General features: G+C 61.0%; 21 protein-coding genes and 1 tRNA gene. 4 read left to right on the top strand and 18 right to left on the bottom strand.

Going from position 1 to position 19,652, the window contains the following annotated elements; genetic code table 11:
• The first annotated feature begins 8 nt into the window (after positions 1-8).
• Entirely contained in the window at positions 9-1,574 is a 1,566-nt protein-coding gene (locus PH603_RS07890; RefSeq protein ID WP_289505532.1) for a DHA2 family efflux MFS transporter permease subunit, read from the top strand.
• 47 nt (positions 1,575-1,621) lie between these two features.
• On the opposite strand, the gene PH603_RS07885 is transcribed toward PH603_RS07890, so the two are convergent.
• From PH603_RS07885 to PH603_RS07875, 3 genes are all read right to left on the bottom strand, one after another.
• Positions 1,622-2,299, bottom strand: coding sequence for an SDR family NAD(P)-dependent oxidoreductase (locus PH603_RS07885; protein ID WP_289505531.1), 678 nt, complete (start codon positions 2,297-2,299; stop codon positions 1,622-1,624).
• 139 nt (positions 2,300-2,438) lie between these two features.
• Positions 2,439-2,525, bottom strand: a tRNA-Leu gene (locus tag PH603_RS07880).
• 100 nt (positions 2,526-2,625) lie between these two features.
• Entirely contained in the window at positions 2,626-2,862 is a 237-nt protein-coding gene (locus PH603_RS07875; protein WP_289505530.1) for a FliM/FliN family flagellar motor switch protein, read from the bottom strand.
• Positions 2,863-3,023: 161 nt separating this feature from the next.
• Here PH603_RS07875 and lipB point away from each other — a divergent pair, with 161 nt between their 5' ends.
• The gene (lipB, locus tag PH603_RS07870) at positions 3,024-3,785 is read left to right on the top strand and encodes a lipoyl(octanoyl) transferase LipB (protein WP_289505529.1); all 762 of its coding nucleotides are present in this window, start codon (positions 3,024-3,026) and stop codon (positions 3,783-3,785) included.
• Between the two features lie 19 nt (positions 3,786-3,804).
• A complete protein-coding gene (locus PH603_RS07865; RefSeq protein ID WP_289505528.1) occupies positions 3,805-4,947 on the top strand; it encodes an FkbM family methyltransferase in 1,143 nt (380 codons plus the stop codon).
• Here PH603_RS07865 and PH603_RS07860 read toward each other — a convergent pair.
• Together PH603_RS07860 and PH603_RS07855 are read right to left on the bottom strand one after the other, a co-directional pair.
• Positions 4,936-5,370 (bottom strand): GFA family protein, encoded by a 435-nt coding sequence (locus PH603_RS07860; protein WP_289505527.1) that lies wholly within the window; start codon positions 5,368-5,370, stop codon positions 4,936-4,938. The two genes, PH603_RS07865 and PH603_RS07860, sit on opposite strands and share 12 nt — an antisense overlap.
• Positions 5,371-5,380: 10 nt before the next feature.
• Entirely contained in the window at positions 5,381-5,665 is a 285-nt protein-coding gene (locus PH603_RS07855) for an acylphosphatase (RefSeq protein WP_289505526.1), read from the bottom strand.
• A 136-nt stretch (positions 5,666-5,801) separates the two neighbouring features.
• Here PH603_RS07855 and PH603_RS07850 point away from each other — a divergent pair, with 136 nt between their 5' ends.
• The gene (locus tag PH603_RS07850) at positions 5,802-6,935 is read left to right on the top strand and encodes a polysaccharide pyruvyl transferase family protein (RefSeq protein ID WP_289505525.1); all 1,134 of its coding nucleotides are present in this window, start codon (positions 5,802-5,804) and stop codon (positions 6,933-6,935) included.
• Between the two features lie 52 nt (positions 6,936-6,987).
• Here PH603_RS07850 and PH603_RS07845 read toward each other — a convergent pair whose 3' ends face one another.
• The 13 genes from PH603_RS07845 to rplQ all read right to left on the bottom strand — a co-directional run bounded on the left by PH603_RS07845 (position 6,988) and on the right by rplQ (position 19,596).
• Entirely contained in the window at positions 6,988-8,973 is a 1,986-nt protein-coding gene (locus PH603_RS07845) for an acetyl-CoA carboxylase biotin carboxylase subunit (RefSeq protein WP_289505524.1), read from the bottom strand.
• Positions 8,974-8,995: 22 nt separating this feature from the next.
• The gene (locus PH603_RS07840; protein WP_289505523.1) at positions 8,996-9,229 is read right to left on the bottom strand and encodes a hypothetical protein; all 234 of its coding nucleotides are present in this window, start codon (positions 9,227-9,229) and stop codon (positions 8,996-8,998) included.
• 10 nt (positions 9,230-9,239) lie between these two features.
• Positions 9,240-10,772: an acyl-CoA carboxylase subunit beta gene (locus tag PH603_RS07835; protein WP_289505522.1), complete on the bottom strand. Its 1,533-nt coding sequence runs from the start codon at positions 10,770-10,772 to the stop codon at positions 9,240-9,242.
• A 126-nt stretch (positions 10,773-10,898) separates the two neighbouring features.
• Positions 10,899-11,588: an ATP12 family chaperone protein gene (locus tag PH603_RS07830; protein ID WP_289505521.1), complete on the bottom strand. Its 690-nt coding sequence runs from the start codon at positions 11,586-11,588 to the stop codon at positions 10,899-10,901.
• Positions 11,585-12,031 carry a hypothetical protein gene (locus PH603_RS07825; protein WP_289505520.1) on the bottom strand — a complete coding sequence of 149 codons (447 nt, stop codon included), beginning with the start codon at positions 12,029-12,031 and terminating at the stop codon, positions 11,585-11,587. The genes PH603_RS07830 and PH603_RS07825 overlap by 4 nt, the downstream gene beginning before the upstream one ends.
• Positions 12,012-12,740, bottom strand: coding sequence for an HAD-IA family hydrolase (locus PH603_RS07820; protein WP_434783321.1), 729 nt, complete (start codon positions 12,738-12,740; stop codon positions 12,012-12,014). Before PH603_RS07820 ends, PH603_RS07825 begins: the two co-directional genes overlap by 20 nt.
• Entirely contained in the window at positions 12,715-13,701 is a 987-nt protein-coding gene (locus PH603_RS07815; protein WP_289505518.1) for an RluA family pseudouridine synthase, read from the bottom strand. The genes PH603_RS07820 and PH603_RS07815 overlap by 26 nt, the downstream gene beginning before the upstream one ends.
• Complete coding sequence (crcB, locus tag PH603_RS07810) at positions 13,698-14,075, bottom strand: fluoride efflux transporter CrcB (protein ID WP_289505517.1); 378 nt, start codon at positions 14,073-14,075, stop codon at positions 13,698-13,700. The genes PH603_RS07815 and crcB overlap by 4 nt, the downstream gene beginning before the upstream one ends.
• A 10-nt stretch (positions 14,076-14,085) precedes the next feature.
• Positions 14,086-14,955, bottom strand: a complete 870-nt coding sequence (locus tag PH603_RS07805) for a hypothetical protein (protein WP_289505516.1) — start codon at positions 14,953-14,955, stop codon at positions 14,086-14,088.
• Positions 14,952-16,277: a replication-associated recombination protein A gene (locus tag PH603_RS07800; protein ID WP_289505515.1), complete on the bottom strand. Its 1,326-nt coding sequence runs from the start codon at positions 16,275-16,277 to the stop codon at positions 14,952-14,954. Before PH603_RS07800 ends, PH603_RS07805 begins: the two co-directional genes overlap by 4 nt.
• A gap of 12 nt (positions 16,278-16,289) precedes the next feature.
• Positions 16,290-17,783, bottom strand: a complete 1,494-nt coding sequence (locus PH603_RS07795) for a DegQ family serine endoprotease (RefSeq protein ID WP_289505514.1) — start codon at positions 17,781-17,783, stop codon at positions 16,290-16,292.
• Between the two features lie 88 nt (positions 17,784-17,871).
• Positions 17,872-19,053: a GGDEF domain-containing protein gene (locus tag PH603_RS07790; protein ID WP_289505513.1), complete on the bottom strand. Its 1,182-nt coding sequence runs from the start codon at positions 19,051-19,053 to the stop codon at positions 17,872-17,874.
• A gap of 117 nt (positions 19,054-19,170) precedes the next feature.
• A complete protein-coding gene (gene rplQ, locus PH603_RS07785; RefSeq protein WP_289505512.1) occupies positions 19,171-19,596 on the bottom strand; it encodes a 50S ribosomal protein L17 in 426 nt (141 codons plus the stop codon).
• Positions 19,597-19,652: the final 56 nt, after the last annotated feature.

Below are 19,652 nucleotides of genomic sequence, written 5' to 3'. Positions count from 1 at the left end.
AAAGTGCCATGAGCGCCGCCAAGGCCATTTCGCCTGAGACAAAGGCCGTTGAACCGCCAAGCGTGATAATGAAGGGGCCGGCGCTTGCCGGTGCCGTCCTCATCCTCGCGCTCGCCAACTTCATGGCGGTGCTCGACATGACCATCGTCAATGTCGCCGTGCCGCATATAGCGAGCGGCCTTGCCGTATCCTCGCACGAAGGCACGTGGGTCATCACCTCCTACGCCGTGGCGGAGGCGATCATGGTGCCGCTATCCGGGTGGCTCGCCAACCGGTTCGGCGCTGTGCGGGTTTTCTGCACGTCTGCTGTCCTTTTCGCCATTGCCTCGGCGCTATGCGGCTTCTCGCAGTCGATCCAGACGCTGGTTGCCTTCCGCATCCTGCAGGGGCTGACCGGCGGGCCGCTGATGCCCATGTCGCAGGTTCTGTTGATGCGGATCAGCCCGCCCAAACGATCGAACCTGACGATCGGCCTCTGGACCATGACGACGATCCTTGCCCCCATCTGCGGGCCGCTCGTCGGTGGCCATATTGCCGATACGGTGGGCTGGCCCTGGGCTTTCTATATCAACGTGCCCATCGGCATCGTCTGCGCCATTTTCGCCTGGAACCTCCTTTCGGTGCGGGAAACGCCGATCAAAAAGGTACGCGTGGATTTCATCGGCCTCGCGCTGCTTATCGTGTGGGTCGGCTCCATGCAGATGATGCTCGACAACGGCGAAACGCATGACTGGTTCTCCTCGCCAATGATCGTCGGCTTCGCCATCGTTGCCGCCGTCGGCTTTGTTCTGTTCGTAATCTGGGAACTCGGGGAAGAGCATCCGATCGTGGACCTGCGCATCTTCCGCTATCCGCCCTTCGCCATCGCCTGCGCGGCCATGGGCATCACTTTCGGCTGCTATTTCGCCTCCATCGTGCTGGTGCCTTTGTGGCTGCAGCTCAATATGGGATACACCGCGACCTACGCGGGTGAGGTCATGGCCTTCAACGGGGCGCTCGCCATCTTCATGGCGCCGGTTGCGGCGATGCTGATGTCAAAGCTCGATCCCCGGCTGATGATGAGCTACGGACTCAGCGTCCTTGCCGGCTGCACACTCCTGCGTGCCGGGTTCGCCCAGAATATGACGTTCGAGCAGATCGCGTTTGTGCAGATGCTGGTGGGCCTTGGCATGCCCTTCTTCTTCGTGCCACTGACCTCGGTTTCGATGCAGACAGTGAAGCCGCATGAAGTGCCGGCGGCGGCCGGCATGCTCGGTTTCGTGCGCACCTCGGCCGTCGCGTTCGCGACCGCCATCGTCACCACGGCATGGCAGAACGGCGGCACGCGCAACAAGGTGGATATGGCCGAAACACTGAATGACCCGGCTGGCGCCATCGACCAGCTGACCTCAACCGGCATGAGCTACGAGCAGGCCCGCGCCACGCTCGACAACATGGTGCAAAGCCAGAGTGTGATGGTGGCAACGAACGAGCTGTTCTTCATCGTCGGCCTGATCATTCTGGTGACAGCCGCCGCCATCTGGCTGATGCCCAAACCCAAAGGTCCGGTGCAGCGCGCGACCGGCGGACATTGAACGCGTGACACGCCGCTCAGGCGCCGCGCGGGCTTGATTTGGCGAGATTAAACTCGCCCGGTGACCGGCAGCAATGCGCCGGTCACGGCGCGGGCAGCATCCGACAACAGGAACGCAATCGCGTCCGCCAGCGCATCCGGCGCAACCCAGCGGCTGAAATCGGCATCGGGCATGTCTTTGCGGTTGGTGGCTGTGTCGATGATCGAGGGCAGCACCGCATTCACCCGCACGCCTGCATCCTTCAGTTCCGCCGCCAGACTTTCCGTAAGGCGCGACACACCGGCCTTGGAGGCTGCATAGCCGCCCATACCCATATCGGCCTTCTGCGAGGCTGCAGCGCCGATATTGACCACACTGCCACCGGGGCGGTGCAGGATGGGCAAGGCTGCCTTGGATGCCAACAGGGCGGTGCGCACATTCATCCGGTACATCCGGTCCCAGGTCTCGTCCGAGCCATCGGCAACCGTTTCCCACGCAAAGCCGCCCGCCACATTGACAAGCCCGTCGAGCGTCCCGTGCGCTTTGGCGATTTTCGCGAAGGCGCCGTTCACGGCGTCCGCATTCGTCAGGTCCACCCCGCCACAGGCCGTGACGATGGCGCCGCCTGCGGTGAGGGAGGCAAGATCAATCCCGACGACACTGGCGCCAAGCCCCGCGAGTTTGTCGCACACAGCACGCCCCAGCGCACCAGCCGCACCGGTTACGGCGATCACTTTATCCTGCATGATTTTCCCCTCCGAAAAGCAACGATACTGGCGGCATTGAACAGGAGGCCGAAGCCCTTGTCCACCGGCGCGTACCCCCAAAACGAAAAAGGGCCCCGAAACATCGGGACCCTTTTTTCCGTTCTCCCTTTCGGGAGATTGGTGCGGTCGAGAAGACTCGAACTTCCACGGGTGTTACCCCACAGCGACCTCAACGCTGCGCGTCTACCAATTCCGCCACGACCGCGACCGGAACGGGGGCTTAGCTACCAATTTGTTTCAGGGTCAGCAAGCCCTATTTTGCATTTTTTTTGGATGGGCACAAAAACGGCGGAAAGCTGCGGCGTTCAGACCTGCAGTTCGCTCATCATCCGGGTGATGGTGATACCGATCTTGTCACCGATGATGATGATCTCGCCGCGCGCCACCAGTTCGCCGTTTGCATAGACCCAGCATTCGTCCTCGTGCTTGGCATCAAGGTCGATCACGGCACCCCGCCCCATCTTCAGGAGCTGGCGGACCGGCATATAGGTGCGGCCTAGCACGACACTGATTTCTACGGCGACTCGATTGACGGCGCTCACGCGTTTCCTCCCGGGACCGGGGCCCTATTGAACCGGGGCCATACGGCAATAAATATCATAAGACACTCACGCGCCACAGAAAATGCAAGATATTTGCCAACAGCCTTTGCGGAAGCGGGCGGGAGGGCTAAAAGAAGCGCACGACAGAAGGACCGATTGAGATGCCCCAGAACGCCGCCCTCCCCTATGAAGCAATGCCGCTGCCCGAAGCTGAATGGCTGATCGCCGACGGCCTTGTGGACTATCCGGATGCCCTCGCCTTCATGGAAGCGCGCGTCAAGGCCATCAAGGAAGGAACAGCGGGTGAGCTTGTGTGGCTCGTTGAGCATCCGCCGCTTTACACCGCTGGCACCAGCGCCGATCCGTCGGACCTGATCGACCCTGATCGCTTCCCCGTGTATAACGCCGGCCGCGGCGGGCAATATACCTATCACGGCCCCGGCCAGCGGGTTGTTTACTTCATGCTGGACCTCACGAAGCGCGGCAAGGATGTGCGCCGTTTCGTGCACGGCCTTGAGGAACTGATCATCGGCACGCTCGCCAGCTTCAATGTGAAGGGCGAACGCCGCGACAGCCGCGTCGGCGTGTGGGTGGAACGCGGCCAGGGCCGCGAAGACAAGATTGCCGCCATCGGCGTGCGCGTCCGCCAGTGGGTCACCTTCCACGGTATCGCCATCAATGTGGAGCCCGACCTTTCCCACTTCGGCGGCATCGTCCCCTGCGGCATCGCCGAACACGGCGTGACGAGCCTGACCGACCTTGGCCTGCCGGTTACCATGGACGATGTGGACGTGGCACTGCGCGAACAGTTCGAAGAACTTTTCGGCATGGACGGCACCCGCCTGCCCCCGATGGGCGATGCACCCGCGACAGCCGCGCCCGTGGCTGCCATCGAAGACACGCATCCGGTGTTCAAGCTGTAATCAGGTAACCGTCAGCCATATGCGATCCCCGAGCTTCATCCGTACCGCTGCCGACATACCTAAAGGCCCCTATTATATCTATGGAGCCGGTGCGGCAGCCTCGTCACTGCAGAACAGCCTTGAAGCAGGGGGCCGACCAGCCGAGCATTTCCGAGGTTATCTGACAAGCTTCGCGGGCGGGGAAATTGCCGGCGCACCGATCTACAACATCACCCAGCACGCAACACATCTGGCCGAGACAGATACAATTGTTATCGCGAACCAGTATGCTCGGGAAATCGGCCACCATTTGCAGGACCTCGGTGTGTGCGCCCGCGTCCTTGATGGCATCATGCTGGTTTTCCGCCCCGCCAAGGCGATGCCGGCAGATGCCCGTGATTTTGCGGCGCGCGCCGATGCTATCCTGCCACATCTCGCCAGCGATCGCTCCCGCGCAATATACAGCTTCTTGGCCAGGCTTCGCTTCAACCCCGGTCTGGACGTCCGTGAGGACCATGCCGATTTCTATGCTTTCATGGATAGAATGTACGGCCAGAACGACACATACATCCGCCAACACTATTTCGAATACGGCAGCTTCAAAGAAACATCGCTTGTGATTGAAGGTGGCGGCAATCTCGGCTTTGTCACACGCGCCATGTTGCGTGCCATGTCAGCCAAAGGGCGGATCGTCACTTTCGAACCTGCGTCTGACGCCATAGCCACACAGTCGGCGCACCTGCAGATTCATGCAGACCTCGCCGTCGAGGTCGAAGCGGGTCGGTACACACAAGTCCCCAAAGCCTTGTGGCGCATGGATACCGACCTTCATTTCCTCGTGAATCCGGCCAATCTGGCCAGCAGCCGTGTGGTGGAGGGAGGCGCCGGCGGCCAGGTTATCGAGGCGACCTCAATCGACAGCTATTGCGCAACCAATACGCCCGGCAAAGTTGACTTCATCAAACTGGATGTCGAGGGTGCAGAACCCATGGTGATCGAAGGCGCACGGAACATACTGAAGCACGACAGGCCACGCCTCGCGGTCAGCATCTATCATGGGCCGGAGCAGTTTGTGACCTTGCCCGAGAGGCTGATAGAACTGTTGCCGGGCTACCGCTTTGAAGTGGGCCATCACTCTAACAGCCCGTGGCTCGAGACCGTGCTTTATTGCCTACCCGATTGACAATGCATCCCTGACAGTCACACAACCGATCCAGAGCTTGGCCCAGCGCGCCTGTTTTTCGTCTGCGGCCAGAAGTTTCGGGGAGGCGGGCACAGGCGCCTGAAATGAGTGCCTATCATCCATTGCGCGGGCATTGATGGTGGCAAAGCGGCGCCCGTTCAGGTCAGCCGTCACACAAACCACTGTGCCGCACGCCTTGCACACCCAGAAATCAGCGGTCTCGGACCCTTGCTTCTGCAATTCGAGATCGTCTCGGTTTTTCACCGTCAGGGAAAGGCTCGCCGCCGGATCAGACATCCAGGCGGCACCCCGCTCCACACAGAAATCACAGTCGCAAGCACGCGGCGTGAAAGCCGCAGCTTCCATATCTGTGCTCAGGGCGAGATGAATATTGCCGCAGCGGCAACTGCCATGAAGGACCATTCCCCTCTCCTCAGACCGTCGGCTTCACATCGAACCGCGCCGGGGTGATGCCCCGCGCCGGTTCGGTGACCAGCTTTTCGACTTTCGCGGCGGGTGGCCCCTCGCGGCAGAGCGCCAGCATGGCTTCCACTTGGGGTCCATCCCCCACGAACAAAGCTTCCACCGTGCCATCGATGCGGTTCCTTACCCAGCCATGCAGGCCTAGCCGGTTGGCTTCACCTTCAGTCCAGCCGCGATACCAGACGCCCTGGACCTTTCCATGGATGCGGACCTTGATGGCGGTGCGTTCGTTCATCTCCGGTTCTCCTTCACTCCACTATAGGCGCACGGACGGGCGGTGCACCGGGAATAATCTACTTTCAATCCCCGCCCCCCTTCTTTAAGACAAATACCGAATTCGCCACGTTTGGCGGGAAGAACAGAGGAAAAAGATGCGTTATCTGGTTGTTGGCTGCCGTTGGTTCCTGGACGATATGGACACGGCCTCGATGTCGTTCGATGACCTGATGCTCCATTCCGGCAAAAACTCCGGCAATCTCTTCATTGGAGAAGCGCTGCGCCATCACATCCGCCGGTTCGCCCCCGAAGGCAGCACCATCGATCACATCCGCCTCGGCCTGATCAAGGAAACCGACCCGGCCGAGATCGCAAAGAATTACGACCAGATCATTCTGGCCGGATCGAACATGCTGAAGGCGACCGTCAATTTCGGCTTCCTTGCCAAATTCGTCCGCGAGACCGGACTTCCTTTCTCGATCGTCGGCGCCGGCGCACAGGCCCAGCATGAAGACGAGAAGCTGACCGTACATGAGGGCACGTTGCGCCTGTTCCGCGTCGCCAAACGGTCGGGCGGCATTTCCGGGGTTCGCGGTGAATATACGGCCAAGGTGCTGCGCGAGAACGGGATCGAAAACGTTGAGGTGATCGGTTGTCCGACCATGTATCTGAACGCCGGCAATCCCGATTTCAAAGTACGGCAGCCGAACCGCGAGCAGATGGAAAAGGTGATCATTTCCTACAAGCTCGACCGCAAGGGTTATGATAATAACGACCTGCTGCAACAGGTTCAGCGCCAGATGTTCCAGGACCAGCTGGCGCGCGGCTTCCACCAGATCGTGCAAACCAACCAGCGCGATGGCCGCGAGGCTTATGAAAAGGCTTTCTCGGGCGAGAACCAGGCCCTGATGCGGCGCTATTTCGACCTGCCTGCCGAACAGCTTGAAGCGCTGCGAGATACCGGGCTCAACCGTACCCACCTGTTCTTCACATGGAAAGAATGGCGCGGCTTCTTTGATGATGCTGATTTCACCTTCGGCATGCGCTTCCATGGCAATGTGATGTCGATCATGGCTGGCGTACCGACCCTGTGGATCACCCACGACACGCGCACCGAAGAACTGTGCCGCACGGCGGGCTTCCCCTATGTCACGCTCGATGACCTCGGGCGCAAAGGATACAGCTTCGACCACATGCTTGACCTCGCCGACATGAGCGATTTCAACGCCGGCTACAAGGCACGCTGCGACCGCTTCGACGACTTCTTCCAGCGCCTGCTGATCGTTTGATAGGGTTGAGGCCGGAAAGAAGAAGGGGCGCCGTCAGCGCCCCTTTTTTTGTTCATTCGAACTCGATGATCACGGCATCTACCGCAAGGCTGTCGCCAGCTTTCGCTTTCACCGATTTGACCGTGGCGTCCTTGGCGGCACGCAGGATATTTTCCATCTTCATGGCTTCGACGGTCGCCAATGCCTGCCCCGCCTTCACCTCGTCGCCTTCGGCCACATTCACCGCGACCACAAGACCCGGCATCGGGCACAGCAGGAACTTCGAGGTGTCGGGCTCGGGCTTTTCGGGCATCAGCGCATGGAGGGCGGCGGCGCGATCAGTCAACACCCGCAGGTCACGGCTCACGCCATCGGTTGTCAGGCGGTAGCCGAGCGGCAACCGGTCGATTTCCATCGCATACTCAACGTCACCGATGGTGCCGCGGAAAATCGGCTCGCCCGGCACCCAGTCACTGAGGACCGGGATGCGCTTGGTACCCATCAGAACTTCGGCATGATCCGCCATCGGCAGGATATTGGCGGCAACATCGTCGCCGTCGATACCGACGATCCAGTTGATCTCCTGCGGTCCCATCGGCATGGCGATCTGGCCGCCAACCTGCGTATCGCGCGACTTTTCGACCGCATTCATGAAGAGTGCGGCAACCACCATCGCTTCGCGCACGTCCGGGGTCAGGTTGCCGCCGGTGAAGCCGTCCGGATATTCCTCGGCGATGAAGCCGGTTGTCATATTGCCCGACTGGAAGCGCGGGTGCGCCATCAGCGAGGCGAGGAACGGGATATTGTGCGCGATGCCGCGGATATAATATTCGTCGAGCGCGCGGCGCTGGTGGGCAATTGCCTCATCCCGCGTCGGCGCCATGGTGACGAGCTTGGCGATCATCGGATCATAGAACATCGAAATCTCGGCGCCCTCATACACGCCTGTATCCACCCGCACATGATCGCCTTCCTTGGGCGGCAGGTAGCGGGTCAGGCGCCCGATCGACGGCAGGAAGCCCCGCAGCGGGTCTTCAGCATAAACGCGGGTCTCGATGGCCCAGCCCTTGAGCTTCACATCCGCTTGGGTCAGCGTCAGTTTCTCGCCATTCGCCACACGGATCATCTGCTCCACAAGGTCGATCCCGGTGATTTCCTCGGTCACCGGATGCTCCACCTGCAGGCGGGTATTCATTTCAAGGAAATAGAAATTGCGGTTCTTGTCGACGATGAATTCGACCGTGCCGGCGCTGCAATAATCTACAGCTTTCGACAGTGCCACGGCCTGTTCGCCCATCGCCTTGCGGGTGGCCTCGTCAAGGAAGGGCGAAGGGGCCTCTTCCACCACCTTCTGGTGACGGCGCTGGATCGAACATTCCCGCTCGCCCAGATAAATCACATTGCCATGCTTGTCGCCCAGCACCTGGATTTCAATGTGGCGCGGCTCTTCAACAAATTTCTCGATGAAAACGCGGTCATCGCCGAAGGACGAGCGCGCCTCGTTCTGCGCCGAGATAAAGCCTTCACGGGCCTCGGTCTCGTTGAAGGCGATCCGCATGCCCTTGCCGCCGCCGCCAGCCGAGGCCTTCAGCATGACGGGGAAGCCGATCCCGGCCGAAATCTTCGCGGCTTCGTCAGCGTCCTTGATGATGCCCATATGGCCGGGCACGGTGGAGACACCGGCTTCAGCCGCTAGCTTCTTGGACGTGATCTTGTCCCCCATCGCGTCGATGGCCTTGGGGTCTGGCCCGATGAAGGCGAGACCCGCCTCCTGCACCGCTTTCACGAAGCCAGCACGTTCGGAAAGGAAGCCGTACCCGGGATGGATCGCCTCCGCGCTCGTGTCCTTGGCGGCCTTCAGGATTTTCTCGGCGACGAGATAGCTTTCAGCGGCGGCAGGCGCACCGATGAACACGGCCTCATCCGCCATTTCCACGTGCAGCGCGTCACGGTCGGCTTCCGAGTAAACAGCCACCGTCTTGATACCCATGCGGCGGGCCGTCTTGATGACCCGGCAGGCGATTTCCCCACGGTTGGCGATCAGTATCTTCTTGAACATGCGTGAAACCCCTAACCCTCAATCAATTCTGTTTGCCGCGCCGGGCGCGGGCGGCGAGAAACCACAGGAGGCCGATGACCAGTGCCCCGGCGACGAAATAGTAGCGGGCGCCACTGTCGGCAAAGACCGCAGCCCCGATGCCGAAGCCGACCGCGATGCCAAGGATGAACGCCATGAAGGCCACCGAGCGCACCTCAGCGCGCAGGGCATTGCCCATGATCGACTGTTCAACGTCCTTCGGCAGCGGCGAAGCCATCGGCCCCTCCTCAAAGCGGGATGTTATCGTGCTTCTTCCACGGGTTTTCGAGCTGCTTGTTCGCCAGCTTCTTCAGCCCCATCGCGATCCGCTTGCGGGTTGAATGCGGCATGATCACCTCGTCGATGAAACCGCGCTGTGCCGCCACGAACGGGTTGGCGAACAGGTCCTCGTAATTCTTGGTGTGCTCGGCGATTTTGGCCGGGTCGTCCTTGTCCTTGCGGTACAGGATTTCCACAGCACCCTTGGCGCCCATCACGGCGATCTCGGCGGTCGGCCACGCATAGTTCAGGTCACCGCGCAGGTGCTTCGATGCCATCACATCATAGGCGCCGCCATAGGCCTTGCGGGTGATGACGGTGATTTTCGGCACCGTTGCTTCACCGTAAGCGAACAAGAGCTTGGCGCCGTGCTTGATGATGCCGCCATATTCCTGCGCCGTGCCGGGCAGGAAGCCGGGCACATCAACAAGCGTGATGATCGGGATGTTGAAACAGTCGCAGAAGCGCACGAAACGCGCGGCTTTCTTGGAGCTGTCGATATCAAGGCAGCCAGCGAGCACCATCGGCTGGTTGGCAACGATACCGACAGTTTCACCGTCGATCCGCGCGAGGCCGATCAGGATATTGCCCGCATGCTTCGGCTGCAGTTCGAAGAAGTCGCCCTCGTCGACGATCTTCTCGATCACCTCATGCATGTCATAGGGCTTGTTCGGGTTCGACGGGATGATGTTGTCGAGTGACTTTTCGATCCGAAGCGCGTTATCAAACGACGGGCGCACCGGCGGCTTTTCGCGGTTGTTGAGCGGCAGGAAATCGAAGAAGCGGCGCAGCTGCACAAGCGCCTCGACATCATTGTCGAACGCCTTGTCGGCGACCGACGATTTCGTCGTGTGGGTCGAGGCCCCGCCCAGTTCTTCCTGTGTGACAATCTCGTTCGTCACGGTTTTCACCACATCGGGGCCGGTGACGAACATATAGCTCGTGTCCCGCACCATGAAGATAAAGTCGGTCATCGCCGGGCTATAAACCGCCCCGCCTGCGCACGGCCCCATGATCATCGAGATTTGCGGCACCACGCCCGATGCCAGAACGTTTTTCTGGAACACGTCAGCATAGCCGCCAAGGGCTGCGACACCTTCCTGAATGCGCGCACCGCCGGAATCGTTAAGACCGATCACAGGTGCCCCCACCTTCATCGCCATATCCATGACCTTGCAAATCTTCTGGGCATGGGTTTCGGAAAGCGAACCACCGAACACGGTGAAATCCTGGCTGAAGACAAACACGAGCCGACCATTGATGGTGCCGGAACCCGTGACCACGCCGTCGCCCGCAAACTTCTGCTCGGCCATGCCGAAGTCCGTGCTGCGGTGCTCGACGAACATGTCATATTCTTCGAAGCTGCCTTGGTCGAGAAGCACATCGATGCGTTCGCGCGCTGTCAGCTTGCCACGTGCATGCTGCGCTTCGATCCGCGCAGCACCGCCGCCGAGCCGGGCCTCCTGACGCTTGGCTTCCAGTTTCTCCAGAATATGCTTCATGGACCCTTCACTCCCCTCGTGCGCTTATCCGCAATCTGCTGAAAAGTATGTTCAACAAGCGATGAAATTCATATCGGCTTATCGCCAGTGGCGCCAGCCCAAAGCGTGGCAATGGTATTCTTCACCTCAAAGGCATGCAAGCAGCCGGTCGGCGGCATCAACATCCGCCTTTTTAAGGGCCACGAACCTCGCTGCCTCTTCGTCCACGCCCCATTGTTCTTCCTGATAGGTCTCATCAAGGCGCGCGGCTTTCCACAGCGCGTCGACGCTCGCGAAGCCCTTGATACGGGCAAGGGCAAGGACAAGCGACCCGAAACCGTTCGTCAGGCCATGAAGCGCCGTCAGCTGGTGGGCATCTAGAGCCGCCACTTCAGCCCGCAGGGCCACAAGGCTCGCCTCGGGCTGCAGCACCGGCATGATGCCGCTTGTGACCATCAAGGGCGCACCGAGCGTATCCCGCGCCCAGTCCAGATACGGTGTCCAGACCGCAGCCTGCCGCGCCACCAGTTCTTCGGGCTCGTCGGCGCGGTAGCACAGGAGGTCCGATCCCCCGAAGGCAACCAATTCTGCCGCCACTTCGTCCATCCGCAGCGCCACACGGTCAAGCGCGGTATTGGCAAGGCGGGTGAGCGGCATCGTATCAGGCTGCACCTTTTCTTCCTGCGCCGCCCATTCGGCAGCAACCGCCTCGGCGAGTGCACTGGTCGGCATCACAAGCGTTGCCTTCGCCGGGGTCTTCACGACGCGGCCATCCAGCGCGACGGTGAAGCCGCCCTCGCCTTCTTCAACAGTGACGGCCTTATAGAAACGCTTCATGCGTCGCCCTCTTTATCCTGGCCCTTGGCCTTGCGCTCGGCATGCATGGCACGGGTCGTGGCGGCCACCGACTTGCGGGTGGCGCGGGCGGACTTGCGCGCTGTGGCCTGCCGTTTCTCATGAACGCCCGTTTCCACATTGAAAGGGCTGGTAAAGGTGGACATCGCCCCCTTCTTTTCCCTTTGCCCGGCATCCAGCACCGCTGACTGGCCAAGCAGCCGGTTGCCGATCGACGGCACGCGGAAGAAAAGGACGAACATCAGGCTGATCAGCACAAAGATCGCCAGCAGCACAACAAAGGCCATGTCGCCGCTTTTGTCGATGATCACGTCTTCGTTCAGGTAGGTGGCCACCGCCCCGCCCGCTGCAACAGCGGCGCAAACGAGGAATCCGGCGCGCGGACGCAGGGCATCATCCTTCATATCAGGCTGCGGGTTGGTCATGGAACGTCTCCGTCAGGCGGTGTGCGAGCGGCGCAAGCGCCGAAAAATCATCGATCAGATGTTGCGCCCCGGCGGCGGTCAGCTCATCCGCGCCATGATAGCCCCACGTGACGCCAATGCCAAAAGCGCCAGCAGAGCGCGCCATCGCCATGTCGTAGCTTGTGTCACCGATCATCAATGTGGTTTCAGGCACCGCGCCCGCGTCCACCATCGCTGTCTGGATCATCGAGGGATGCGGTTTCGAGGGATGATGGTCGGCCGTCTGCAGGCTGATGAAATGATGCCCGATATCGTGGGCCGCCAGCACACGCTTCAGCCCGCGCATCGATTTGCCCGTGGCAACCGCCAGCAGGAAATTGGCGTTGCTCAAAGCTTCCAAAGCCTCGATCACGCCAGGATACAAGGGCTCCACCGGATTGCCGCGCGCTTCCCGCATCGCAAGGAAAGCATCCTTGTAGGACTGCGCCAGCCGTTCGTGCTCCTGCCCGTCAGCTTCCGGCACCAGCACCGCCATGGCATCCGCCAGCGACAGGCCGATCACCCGCTGCACGGCGGCGCGGGTGGGGGCTGCAAGGCCTTCGCGGTCGAACATCATGGTCATCGCTTCGGCAATCAGATGCTCGCCGTCAGCCAGCGTGCCGTCGCAATCAAAAATCACCAGCCGGTTTGCACCGCTCACAGGATCAATCCTCAAACTCGGGGTCTTCATAGGATGCGGGGTCGAAGCCCAGCATGCGGAAGCTTTCGTCCATATGGGGCGGCAGCGGCGCTGTCACCTCCACCATCCCGCCCTTGGGGTGCGGGAAGCGGATCATATAGCTGTGCAGATGCAGCTTCCGGGAAATGGCGCCCGAAAGGTAGGCTTCGGTGCCGCCGTATTTGCCGTCACCCACGATCGGATGACCGATTTCAGAACAGTGCAGGCGCAGCTGGTGCGTCCGGCCCGTGAGCGGCTTCAGCGTCAGCCAAGCGGCACGACCGGCGGCCTTGTCCACCACCTGATAATCGGTGACCGACCGTTTGCCGTCCGGGGTGACAATCATGCGTTCGCCAGCACCTGCCCGGCCCGGCCCCTTGTCCATCATCAGCTTGATACGGCCCTGATATTGTTTGGGCGTGCCAACGACGAGCGCCCAGTAGCGCTTGTCCGTCACCCGGCTTGCGAAGGCCTCGGCGAGCGATGCCGCGACCGACGTGGACCGCGCGAGGAGCAGCGCACCGGAGGTATCTTTGTCCAGCCGGTGTACGAGCTTCGGCCGGGCTTCTTTCTCGAACATCAGGGCATCCAGCATGCCATCCAGATGCCGCGTCACTCCGGTGCCGCCTTGTGTTGGCAGGCCAGCGGGCTTGTTGATCACGATGACATCGGCATCCTTGTAGATGACCCACGACTGGATCTCGCGGATATCCTCGTCACTCAGGCGGATGCCTTGCGGCTTGGCAGGCTTTTCATCAGCGACAGCGGCCTGATAGGGTGGCACACGGACGGTCTGGCCGGCGGCCACGCGTTCGTTACCCTTCACCCGCTTGCCATCAAGGCGCACTTCGCCCTTGCGCATCATCTTGTTGAGCGCGCCGAAGCCGATATCGGGAAAATGCCGCTGGAACCAGCGGTCAATGCGGATGCCGTCGTCTTCAGTGGCGACGGCGATATTCTGGACAGCGTTCAAGCAAGCCCCCGTACAAACGCGAGACCGGCAAAGAGCGCCGCAATACCCAGAATGACCGAACCGACCACATAAAGGGCCGCCTGCATCATGGCGCCGCGCTCGATCAGAAGCACGGTCTCAAGCGAAAAGGTTGAAAAGGTGGTGAAGCCGCCAAGCACACCGACGGCAAAGAAGGCACGGAACACGGGGCTGGCGTTCAGCTTGATCGCCATCATTTCAATGAGCACCCCCATGAGGAAGGAGCCGAGGATATTCACGGTCATCGTGCCGAAGGGAAAGCCCATACCCGTGAGGCGCATCACAAGACCGCCGACATAATGCCGGGCAACGGCGCCAAGCGCCCCACCTGCTGCAATTGCCAGAACTGAATGCATACCTGTCCCTTCAAATCACGCCGAATATCCAGCCTTCGGTGGCGCGCACCCTATCCGAAAGCCCCGGCGGATTCCAGTATTTCGGCTGATGGGCAATATGGCGGAGCCCTGCGGCGGTGACGAGGGCGTCTGCCGCATTGTCATCCATCGGCGGATGGTCGCCCATGAGCGGATAACTGTTCAGCGTGAGAAGCGCTGAATCGATATGCTCGCGCGTGCGGAACTTGCCCTTGTGCCCGCCCATGCGTGCGAAGGCCCCGCAGTAAATCTCGACAATCACGACCTTGGCTTCGGCGATGGTGGCAGGCCCGTCAAACGGCCAGATGGCGATCCCCGGCACGCCGCGCAGCCGGTGCAGCATGCGAATGGTCGACAGGCCCGACATCCCCACCTGGCTTGGCCCGATCAGGTGAAACACGCTTTCGCAGGGGCCATGGCCCGCCTTGATCGAAAGGACCTCGGGCACCCGAAGCCGACGCTCGTAAGCTACCCCCTTGCCGCCAGCGCGGTGATAGTGATCCCGGTGCGCTTCCACAAAGCCACCGCCATAAAAGTGCGGGTCGGGTGACGCTGCCTCAATCGCCGCCCAGAGGCCGAGGGCGGCTTCAGGCAGGTCGGCACCCGGCAGATACAGCCCCTTGTCTTCAAAGGGCAGCGAGAAGGCGGAATCGATCCCTACAATGCTGCGGCCTTCACGGGCGGTCAGGTCTTCACTGATAAAGGCGGCAATCGCCTCGCGGCTCCAGTTGCCGCCGCCTGCCGGCTTGGCAAGAACGGGACTTGCGAACCCTGCTGCAGCCTCCGCCACTGCCAGCCCTTTCAGCCGCGCGCCCTTCGCACCGGACCAGTCGATCCCGACGAAGCGAACAAAGCCGTTCATCCCTTGGTCTTAGCTGCATGCTCGGCCCGGATTCGGGCGAAATATTCGAGGCGCTTCTGGATATCGCGCTCGAAACCGCGCTCCACCGGCTGGTAGAAGCTTTCGCGGTTCATATCGTCGGGGAAATAATTCTGCCCGGAAACGCCCGCCACCGTGTCGTGGTCGTAAGCGTAATCCTTGCCGTATCCCATATCCTTCATCAGCTTCGTAGGCGCATTCAGGATATGGGCGGGCGGCATCAGGCTGCCGGTTTCCCGTGCCGAGCGCATGGCCGCCTTTGTTGCCTTGTAGGCAGCGTTCGATTTGGGGGCGGTCGCGAGATAAAGGGTTGCCTGCGCGATGGCAAGCTCGCCCTCAGGGCTTCCCAGAAACTCGTAGGCGTCTTTGGCGGCAAGCGTCTGATGGATCGCTTCAGGGTCGGCAAGGCCCACATCCTCGCTCGCGAAACGTACAAGACGGCGGGTGATATAAAGGGGGTCCTCACCGCCCGTCAGCATGCGCGCAAGCCAGTAAAGCGCGGCGTCAGGGTCCGATCCCCGAAGCGATTTGTGAAGCGCCGAGATCAGATTGTAATGGCCTTCGCGGTCCTTGTCGTAAGCCGGTGCCCGCTTCTGCAAAAGCCGCGCGAGACCGGCGGTGTCGATAGCCTCGTCACCCGCCAGATCGTAAAGTCGCTCGACGCAATTCAGAAGATAGCGCCCGTCCCCGTCCGCCATCGCCTTCAGGGAGGCACGCGCGTCAGCATCCACCGGCAGGGGCTTGCCGAGATCGGCTTCGGCGCGCTCGAGAAGCGCTTCCAAAGACGCGTCATCCAGCCGGTTCAGCACCAGCACCTGCATCCTTGATAGAAGCGCCCCGTTGATTTCAAACGAGGGGTTTTCAGTCGTCGCCCCGATCAGGGTGACGGTGCCGTCTTCCACATAGGGCAGGAAGCCATCCTGCTGCGACCTATTGAAACGGTGGATTTCGTCCACGAACAGCAAGGTGCTGCGCCCGTTGGCACGGCGAATGCGGGCAGCCTCGAATGCTTTCTTGAGGTCGGCGACACCGGAAAAGATCGCCGATATCTGCTCGAACGCCATGTCGCCGTGGCCGGCCAGCAGCCGTGCGATGGTTGTCTTGCCCGTGCCCGGCGGCCCCCACAGGAGAACCGATCCGATGCGGCCTGTGGCGACCATCCGACCGAGCGGGCCATCGGGGCCAACCAGATGCCCTTGCCCGACAACGTCCTCAAGCTTTGTGGGGCGCAGCCTGTCGGCAAGTGGACGGTGGGCAGAAGCCGCAGCGTCCGCACCCTCCGCAGTCCCGAACAGGTCCCCCATCAAATGCCTCCGTCAGCCGACAACAGCGCAGCGGAAGCTGCGGTTCGGCACGATCTCGCATTCCTGCACACGGCCCTGCCGCTGCACCTGATAGCGATAGGCTTCATCGACGGCTTCAAGCGCGGGTTCAATGTCCGATACCGTGCTGACCTCGCGGCCATTGACAGACAGGATCAGGTCACCGGGGGCAAGGAACTGGAAGCGGGCCGCCGCCGTGCGCGGCTCCAGTTGCAGCACGATCACGCCTTTGGCCATCGGATCAACACCCAGCTCCTCATTGAAGCGCGGCGACAGGTTGCCGACCGTCACCCCGAGGAAGGGATGACCACCCACCAGCCGCGTCACATTGCGGGCCGGTTCTTCAGGCGGCAGCGAAAGGCCGACCTCAAGCGCCTCGTCCGTATCGCCACGACGCACGGTGAGCGTGGCGGTATCGCCGTCCTCAAGCGTCGCGATGCGGAAATTGAGCGCGGCTTCATCCAGCACTTCGCGGCCATTCACATCCATGATCACATCACCGGGCACCAGACCGCCCTTCGCGGCCGGACCGCCGGGGAAGACGGAATCGACCAGCACGCCGCCCGGACGCGCCAGCCCCAGCGTCTCGGCAAGCGCGGCAGTTACCGGCTGGCCCTTGATGCCAAGCCATGGCCGGGCAAGCTGGCCTTCATTGAGGGCAGCATTCAGCACCGATTTCACCATATTGGCGGGCACGGCGAAGCCGATACCGTTCGAGGCGCCGGTGCGGCTATAGATGGCCGAGTTGATGCCCAGAAGCTCGCCGTGCATGCCAATGAGCGCCCCGCCCGAGTTGCCGGGGTTGATGGCGGCGTCTGTCTGGATGAAGAAGCCGAAATCGCTGATGCCCTGCTGGGTGCGCGCGTTGGCCGATACAATGCCGCTTGTCACCGTCTGGCCGATCCCGAACGGGTTACCGATAGCGAGCACGATATCGCCCACCTGCACGTCATCCGAATCCGCGATGGGCAGCACGGGAAGGTTTTCACCCTTCGTATCGATCTGCAGGATGGCGAGGTCGGTCTTGGGGTCGGCAAGTACCACTTTCGCCGGATATTCGCGGCGGTCGGCGAGCACGACCTGAATTTCATCTGCGCCTTCGATCACGTGATTGTTCGTCACGATCACGCCTGTCGAGCGCACGATAACGCCGGATCCGAGCGAACCACGCACCCGATCGCGAGGCATGCCGAACGAGAATTTGTCGCCGAAGAAGCGCTGAAACAGCGGATCGTCCAGAAGCGCGGGCCGCTGCGCCTTCACGATTGTTTTCGTATAGATGTTCACAACAGCCGGTGCCGCCGTCTTCACAAGCGGCGCGTAGGACAGCTGCACTTCCATCTGGGATTGGGGAACCGCACGCATGGCATCGACGGCGTTTGCGGCGGGTGCCGGTGCCTCGGCGTCGTCCATCATTTGCGCGGCAAGCGGGGTGCCCCCAAGCATGAGGCCTGCGGCCAGAAAGCCAGCGCCAATCTTTCCGATCATGTATCCGTCCTTGTGCGTGTTCCTGAAGAAGTCAAAGGATGTTATGGCAACTGGACGGCGCCGCTTCAAGGGATCAGTGCGTGGAAAGTCAGGCCATCAGCTTGGCCGAGCGCGACTGGGCGGTGCTGCGCCGCGCTTCATCCACCAGCCGGGTGCGGTTGAGGTGCCCATCGGCGCGCCGCAGCATTTCGAACGCAGTGGTTTCGCCAAGGTAAGTCGTGTGCCCGGTCGTGAAGGTCAGCTTCACAGTTCGGCCATCCATCACGATACGCCCGCTGGCGAGATCGGCACGAAGGCCTTCCACGAATTCGCGCACATCCTCGTTGCCGCAATCGGGCAGTAGGATTGCAAACTCTTCCCCACCCTGCCGGCCGCAAATCTGGCCGGGCTTCAGGTGCTCGCGCAGGATATCGGCAAATTCGACAAGCACGCGGTCACCGCCCGTATGGCCGAAGCGGTTGTTCACTTCCTTGAAGCGGTCGATATCAAGGATGACAAGCGCCAGATCACCGCCCCGCGCAACGGCATTCTCGAAAATGGCATCAAAGCGGCTCATGAAACCGCGACGGTTGAGAAGGCCGGTGAGCGGGTCACAGTCGGCAAGGCTCCTCAGTTCATTCACCACCCGGCGCATCAACATCAGAGCGCAGCACATGCCGATCCCCACCACCAGCGGCGGCTCGATCACATACAGGATGATGAAATTTATGGAACTGAAATAGTTGTCTTTGCCAATACCGATCACCGCCGGCGGGATCAAAGCCATGCTCATGACGGCAAGCGTGCCGTAAAAACACGCAGTGGCAAACTCCACCCTATCGCCATGCGCCCGCGCCATGCGGAAAGCCATGATGGATGCGTGCCCCAGCACAATTCCCGCTACCATGCCCGTCGCAAGTGACCGCAACAGGAAGCTTTGATAGGCATCAGCCTCGATCAGACCATAGGTGTAAAGCGGCAGCCAGAAAGCAGCGGCAACCATGTAAAGCTTTTGAGGTAGTCGTTTGCCGAAGAAGGCATGGATGCCACAACTAAGCAGGATGGCGCAGCCAAGGAAAGTGGCGTTGTTCAGCCAGATGAAGACAGAACCATGGGTGCCGTCGCGCATCACATTGAGCGACCAGGCGATAGCGCCAACCAGATAGGACCAGCCCCAGAATGCCGACGCATCGCTCTTGTGCGGGTCCGACTGATGGAAGATGGCAAAGACGGCTGCCATGATCAGGCATGTCACACCCGCCGTTACAACGATTACCCAGGCACCTATCATTCTTCGAGACCAATACTGACTTTACAAGGGACATGAAACGCCGCCCCACAAAAGGAAAACGGCGCAGCCTGTGCAAGGTGCGCCGTTTTGAACTTTATATCAATGCCGCAGTGCAGCTTATTCTGCAGTGTCGTCCATTGCAGCAGCTTCAGCGCGGGCGCGGTCGTCGGCGCCTTTGGCTTCCACGTTGCGGTCAACAAGCTCGATCACAGCCATCGGGGCGTTGTCGCCATGACGGAAACCGGCTTTCAGAACGCGGGTGTAGCCGCCGTTACGCTCTTTGTAGCGGTCAGCGATTTCGCCGAACAGCTTCGAAACGAGCGCTTCGTCCTGCAGGCGAGCGATCGCCAGACGACGGTTGGCAAGGCCACCTTTTTTACCGAGGCTGATGAGTTTCTCGACGATGGGCGCGAGATCCTTGGCTTTCGGCAGCGTGGTGATGATCTGTTCGTGCTTCACGAGAGCCTGCGACAGGTTCATGAAGAGAGCCTTGCGGTGGCTCGAGGTACGATTCAGTTTCCGACCGGACATATTGTGGCGCATGTTGCGTCTCCTTCTATAACCTTTCCGGCCTTGCGCCCTGGCAGGTCAAGCCAGGG

The organism is Gimibacter soli, from assembly GCF_028463845.1.
GTDB classification, from domain to species: domain Bacteria; phylum Pseudomonadota; class Alphaproteobacteria; order Sphingomonadales; family Kordiimonadaceae; genus Gimibacter; species Gimibacter soli.
The sequence above is the reverse complement of the archived record's forward strand: the minus strand, read 5'-3'. Positions and strand labels throughout refer to the sequence as shown.

Bases quoted from the DNA above. Each gene is read 5' to 3' on its own strand.
- PH603_RS07855 (WP_289505526.1), bottom strand. From the start codon at position 5,665: ATGAACGAACGCACCGCCATCAAGGTCCGCATCCATGGAAAGGTCCAG.
- PH603_RS07790 (WP_289505513.1), bottom strand. From the start codon at position 19,053: ATGATAGGTGCCTGGGTAATCGTTGTAACGGCGGGTGTGACATGCCTG.
- PH603_RS07845 (WP_289505524.1), bottom strand. From the start codon at position 8,973: ATGTTCAAGAAGATACTGATCGCCAACCGTGGGGAAATCGCCTGCCGG.
- PH603_RS07840 (WP_289505523.1), bottom strand. From the start codon at position 9,229: ATGGCTTCGCCGCTGCCGAAGGACGTTGAACAGTCGATCATGGGCAAT.
- PH603_RS07890 (WP_289505532.1), top strand. From the start codon at position 9: ATGAGCGCCGCCAAGGCCATTTCGCCTGAGACAAAGGCCGTTGAACCG.
- PH603_RS07795 (WP_289505514.1), bottom strand. From the start codon at position 17,783: ATGATCGGAAAGATTGGCGCTGGCTTTCTGGCCGCAGGCCTCATGCTT.
- crcB (WP_289505517.1), bottom strand. From the start codon at position 14,075: ATGCATTCAGTTCTGGCAATTGCAGCAGGTGGGGCGCTTGGCGCCGTT.
- PH603_RS07805 (WP_289505516.1), bottom strand. From the start codon at position 14,955: ATGAACGGCTTTGTTCGCTTCGTCGGGATCGACTGGTCCGGTGCGAAG.
- PH603_RS07825 (WP_289505520.1), bottom strand. From the start codon at position 12,031: ATGACCAACCCGCAGCCTGATATGAAGGATGATGCCCTGCGTCCGCGC.
- PH603_RS07800 (WP_289505515.1), bottom strand. From the start codon at position 16,277: ATGGGGGACCTGTTCGGGACTGCGGAGGGTGCGGACGCTGCGGCTTCT.
- PH603_RS07820 (WP_434783321.1), bottom strand. From the start codon at position 12,740: ATGAAGACCCCGAGTTTGAGGATTGATCCTGTGAGCGGTGCAAACCGG.
- PH603_RS07865 (WP_289505528.1), top strand. From the start codon at position 3,805: ATGCGATCCCCGAGCTTCATCCGTACCGCTGCCGACATACCTAAAGGC.
- PH603_RS07885 (WP_289505531.1), bottom strand. From the start codon at position 2,299: ATGCAGGATAAAGTGATCGCCGTAACCGGTGCGGCTGGTGCGCTGGGG.
- PH603_RS07850 (WP_289505525.1), top strand. From the start codon at position 5,802: ATGCGTTATCTGGTTGTTGGCTGCCGTTGGTTCCTGGACGATATGGAC.
- PH603_RS07830 (WP_289505521.1), bottom strand. From the start codon at position 11,588: ATGAAGCGTTTCTATAAGGCCGTCACTGTTGAAGAAGGCGAGGGCGGC.
- lipB (WP_289505529.1), top strand. From the start codon at position 3,024: ATGCCCCAGAACGCCGCCCTCCCCTATGAAGCAATGCCGCTGCCCGAA.
- PH603_RS07835 (WP_289505522.1), bottom strand. From the start codon at position 10,772: ATGAAGCATATTCTGGAGAAACTGGAAGCCAAGCGTCAGGAGGCCCGG.
- PH603_RS07860 (WP_289505527.1), bottom strand. From the start codon at position 5,370: ATGGTCCTTCATGGCAGTTGCCGCTGCGGCAATATTCATCTCGCCCTG.
- rplQ (WP_289505512.1), bottom strand. From the start codon at position 19,596: ATGCGCCACAATATGTCCGGTCGGAAACTGAATCGTACCTCGAGCCAC.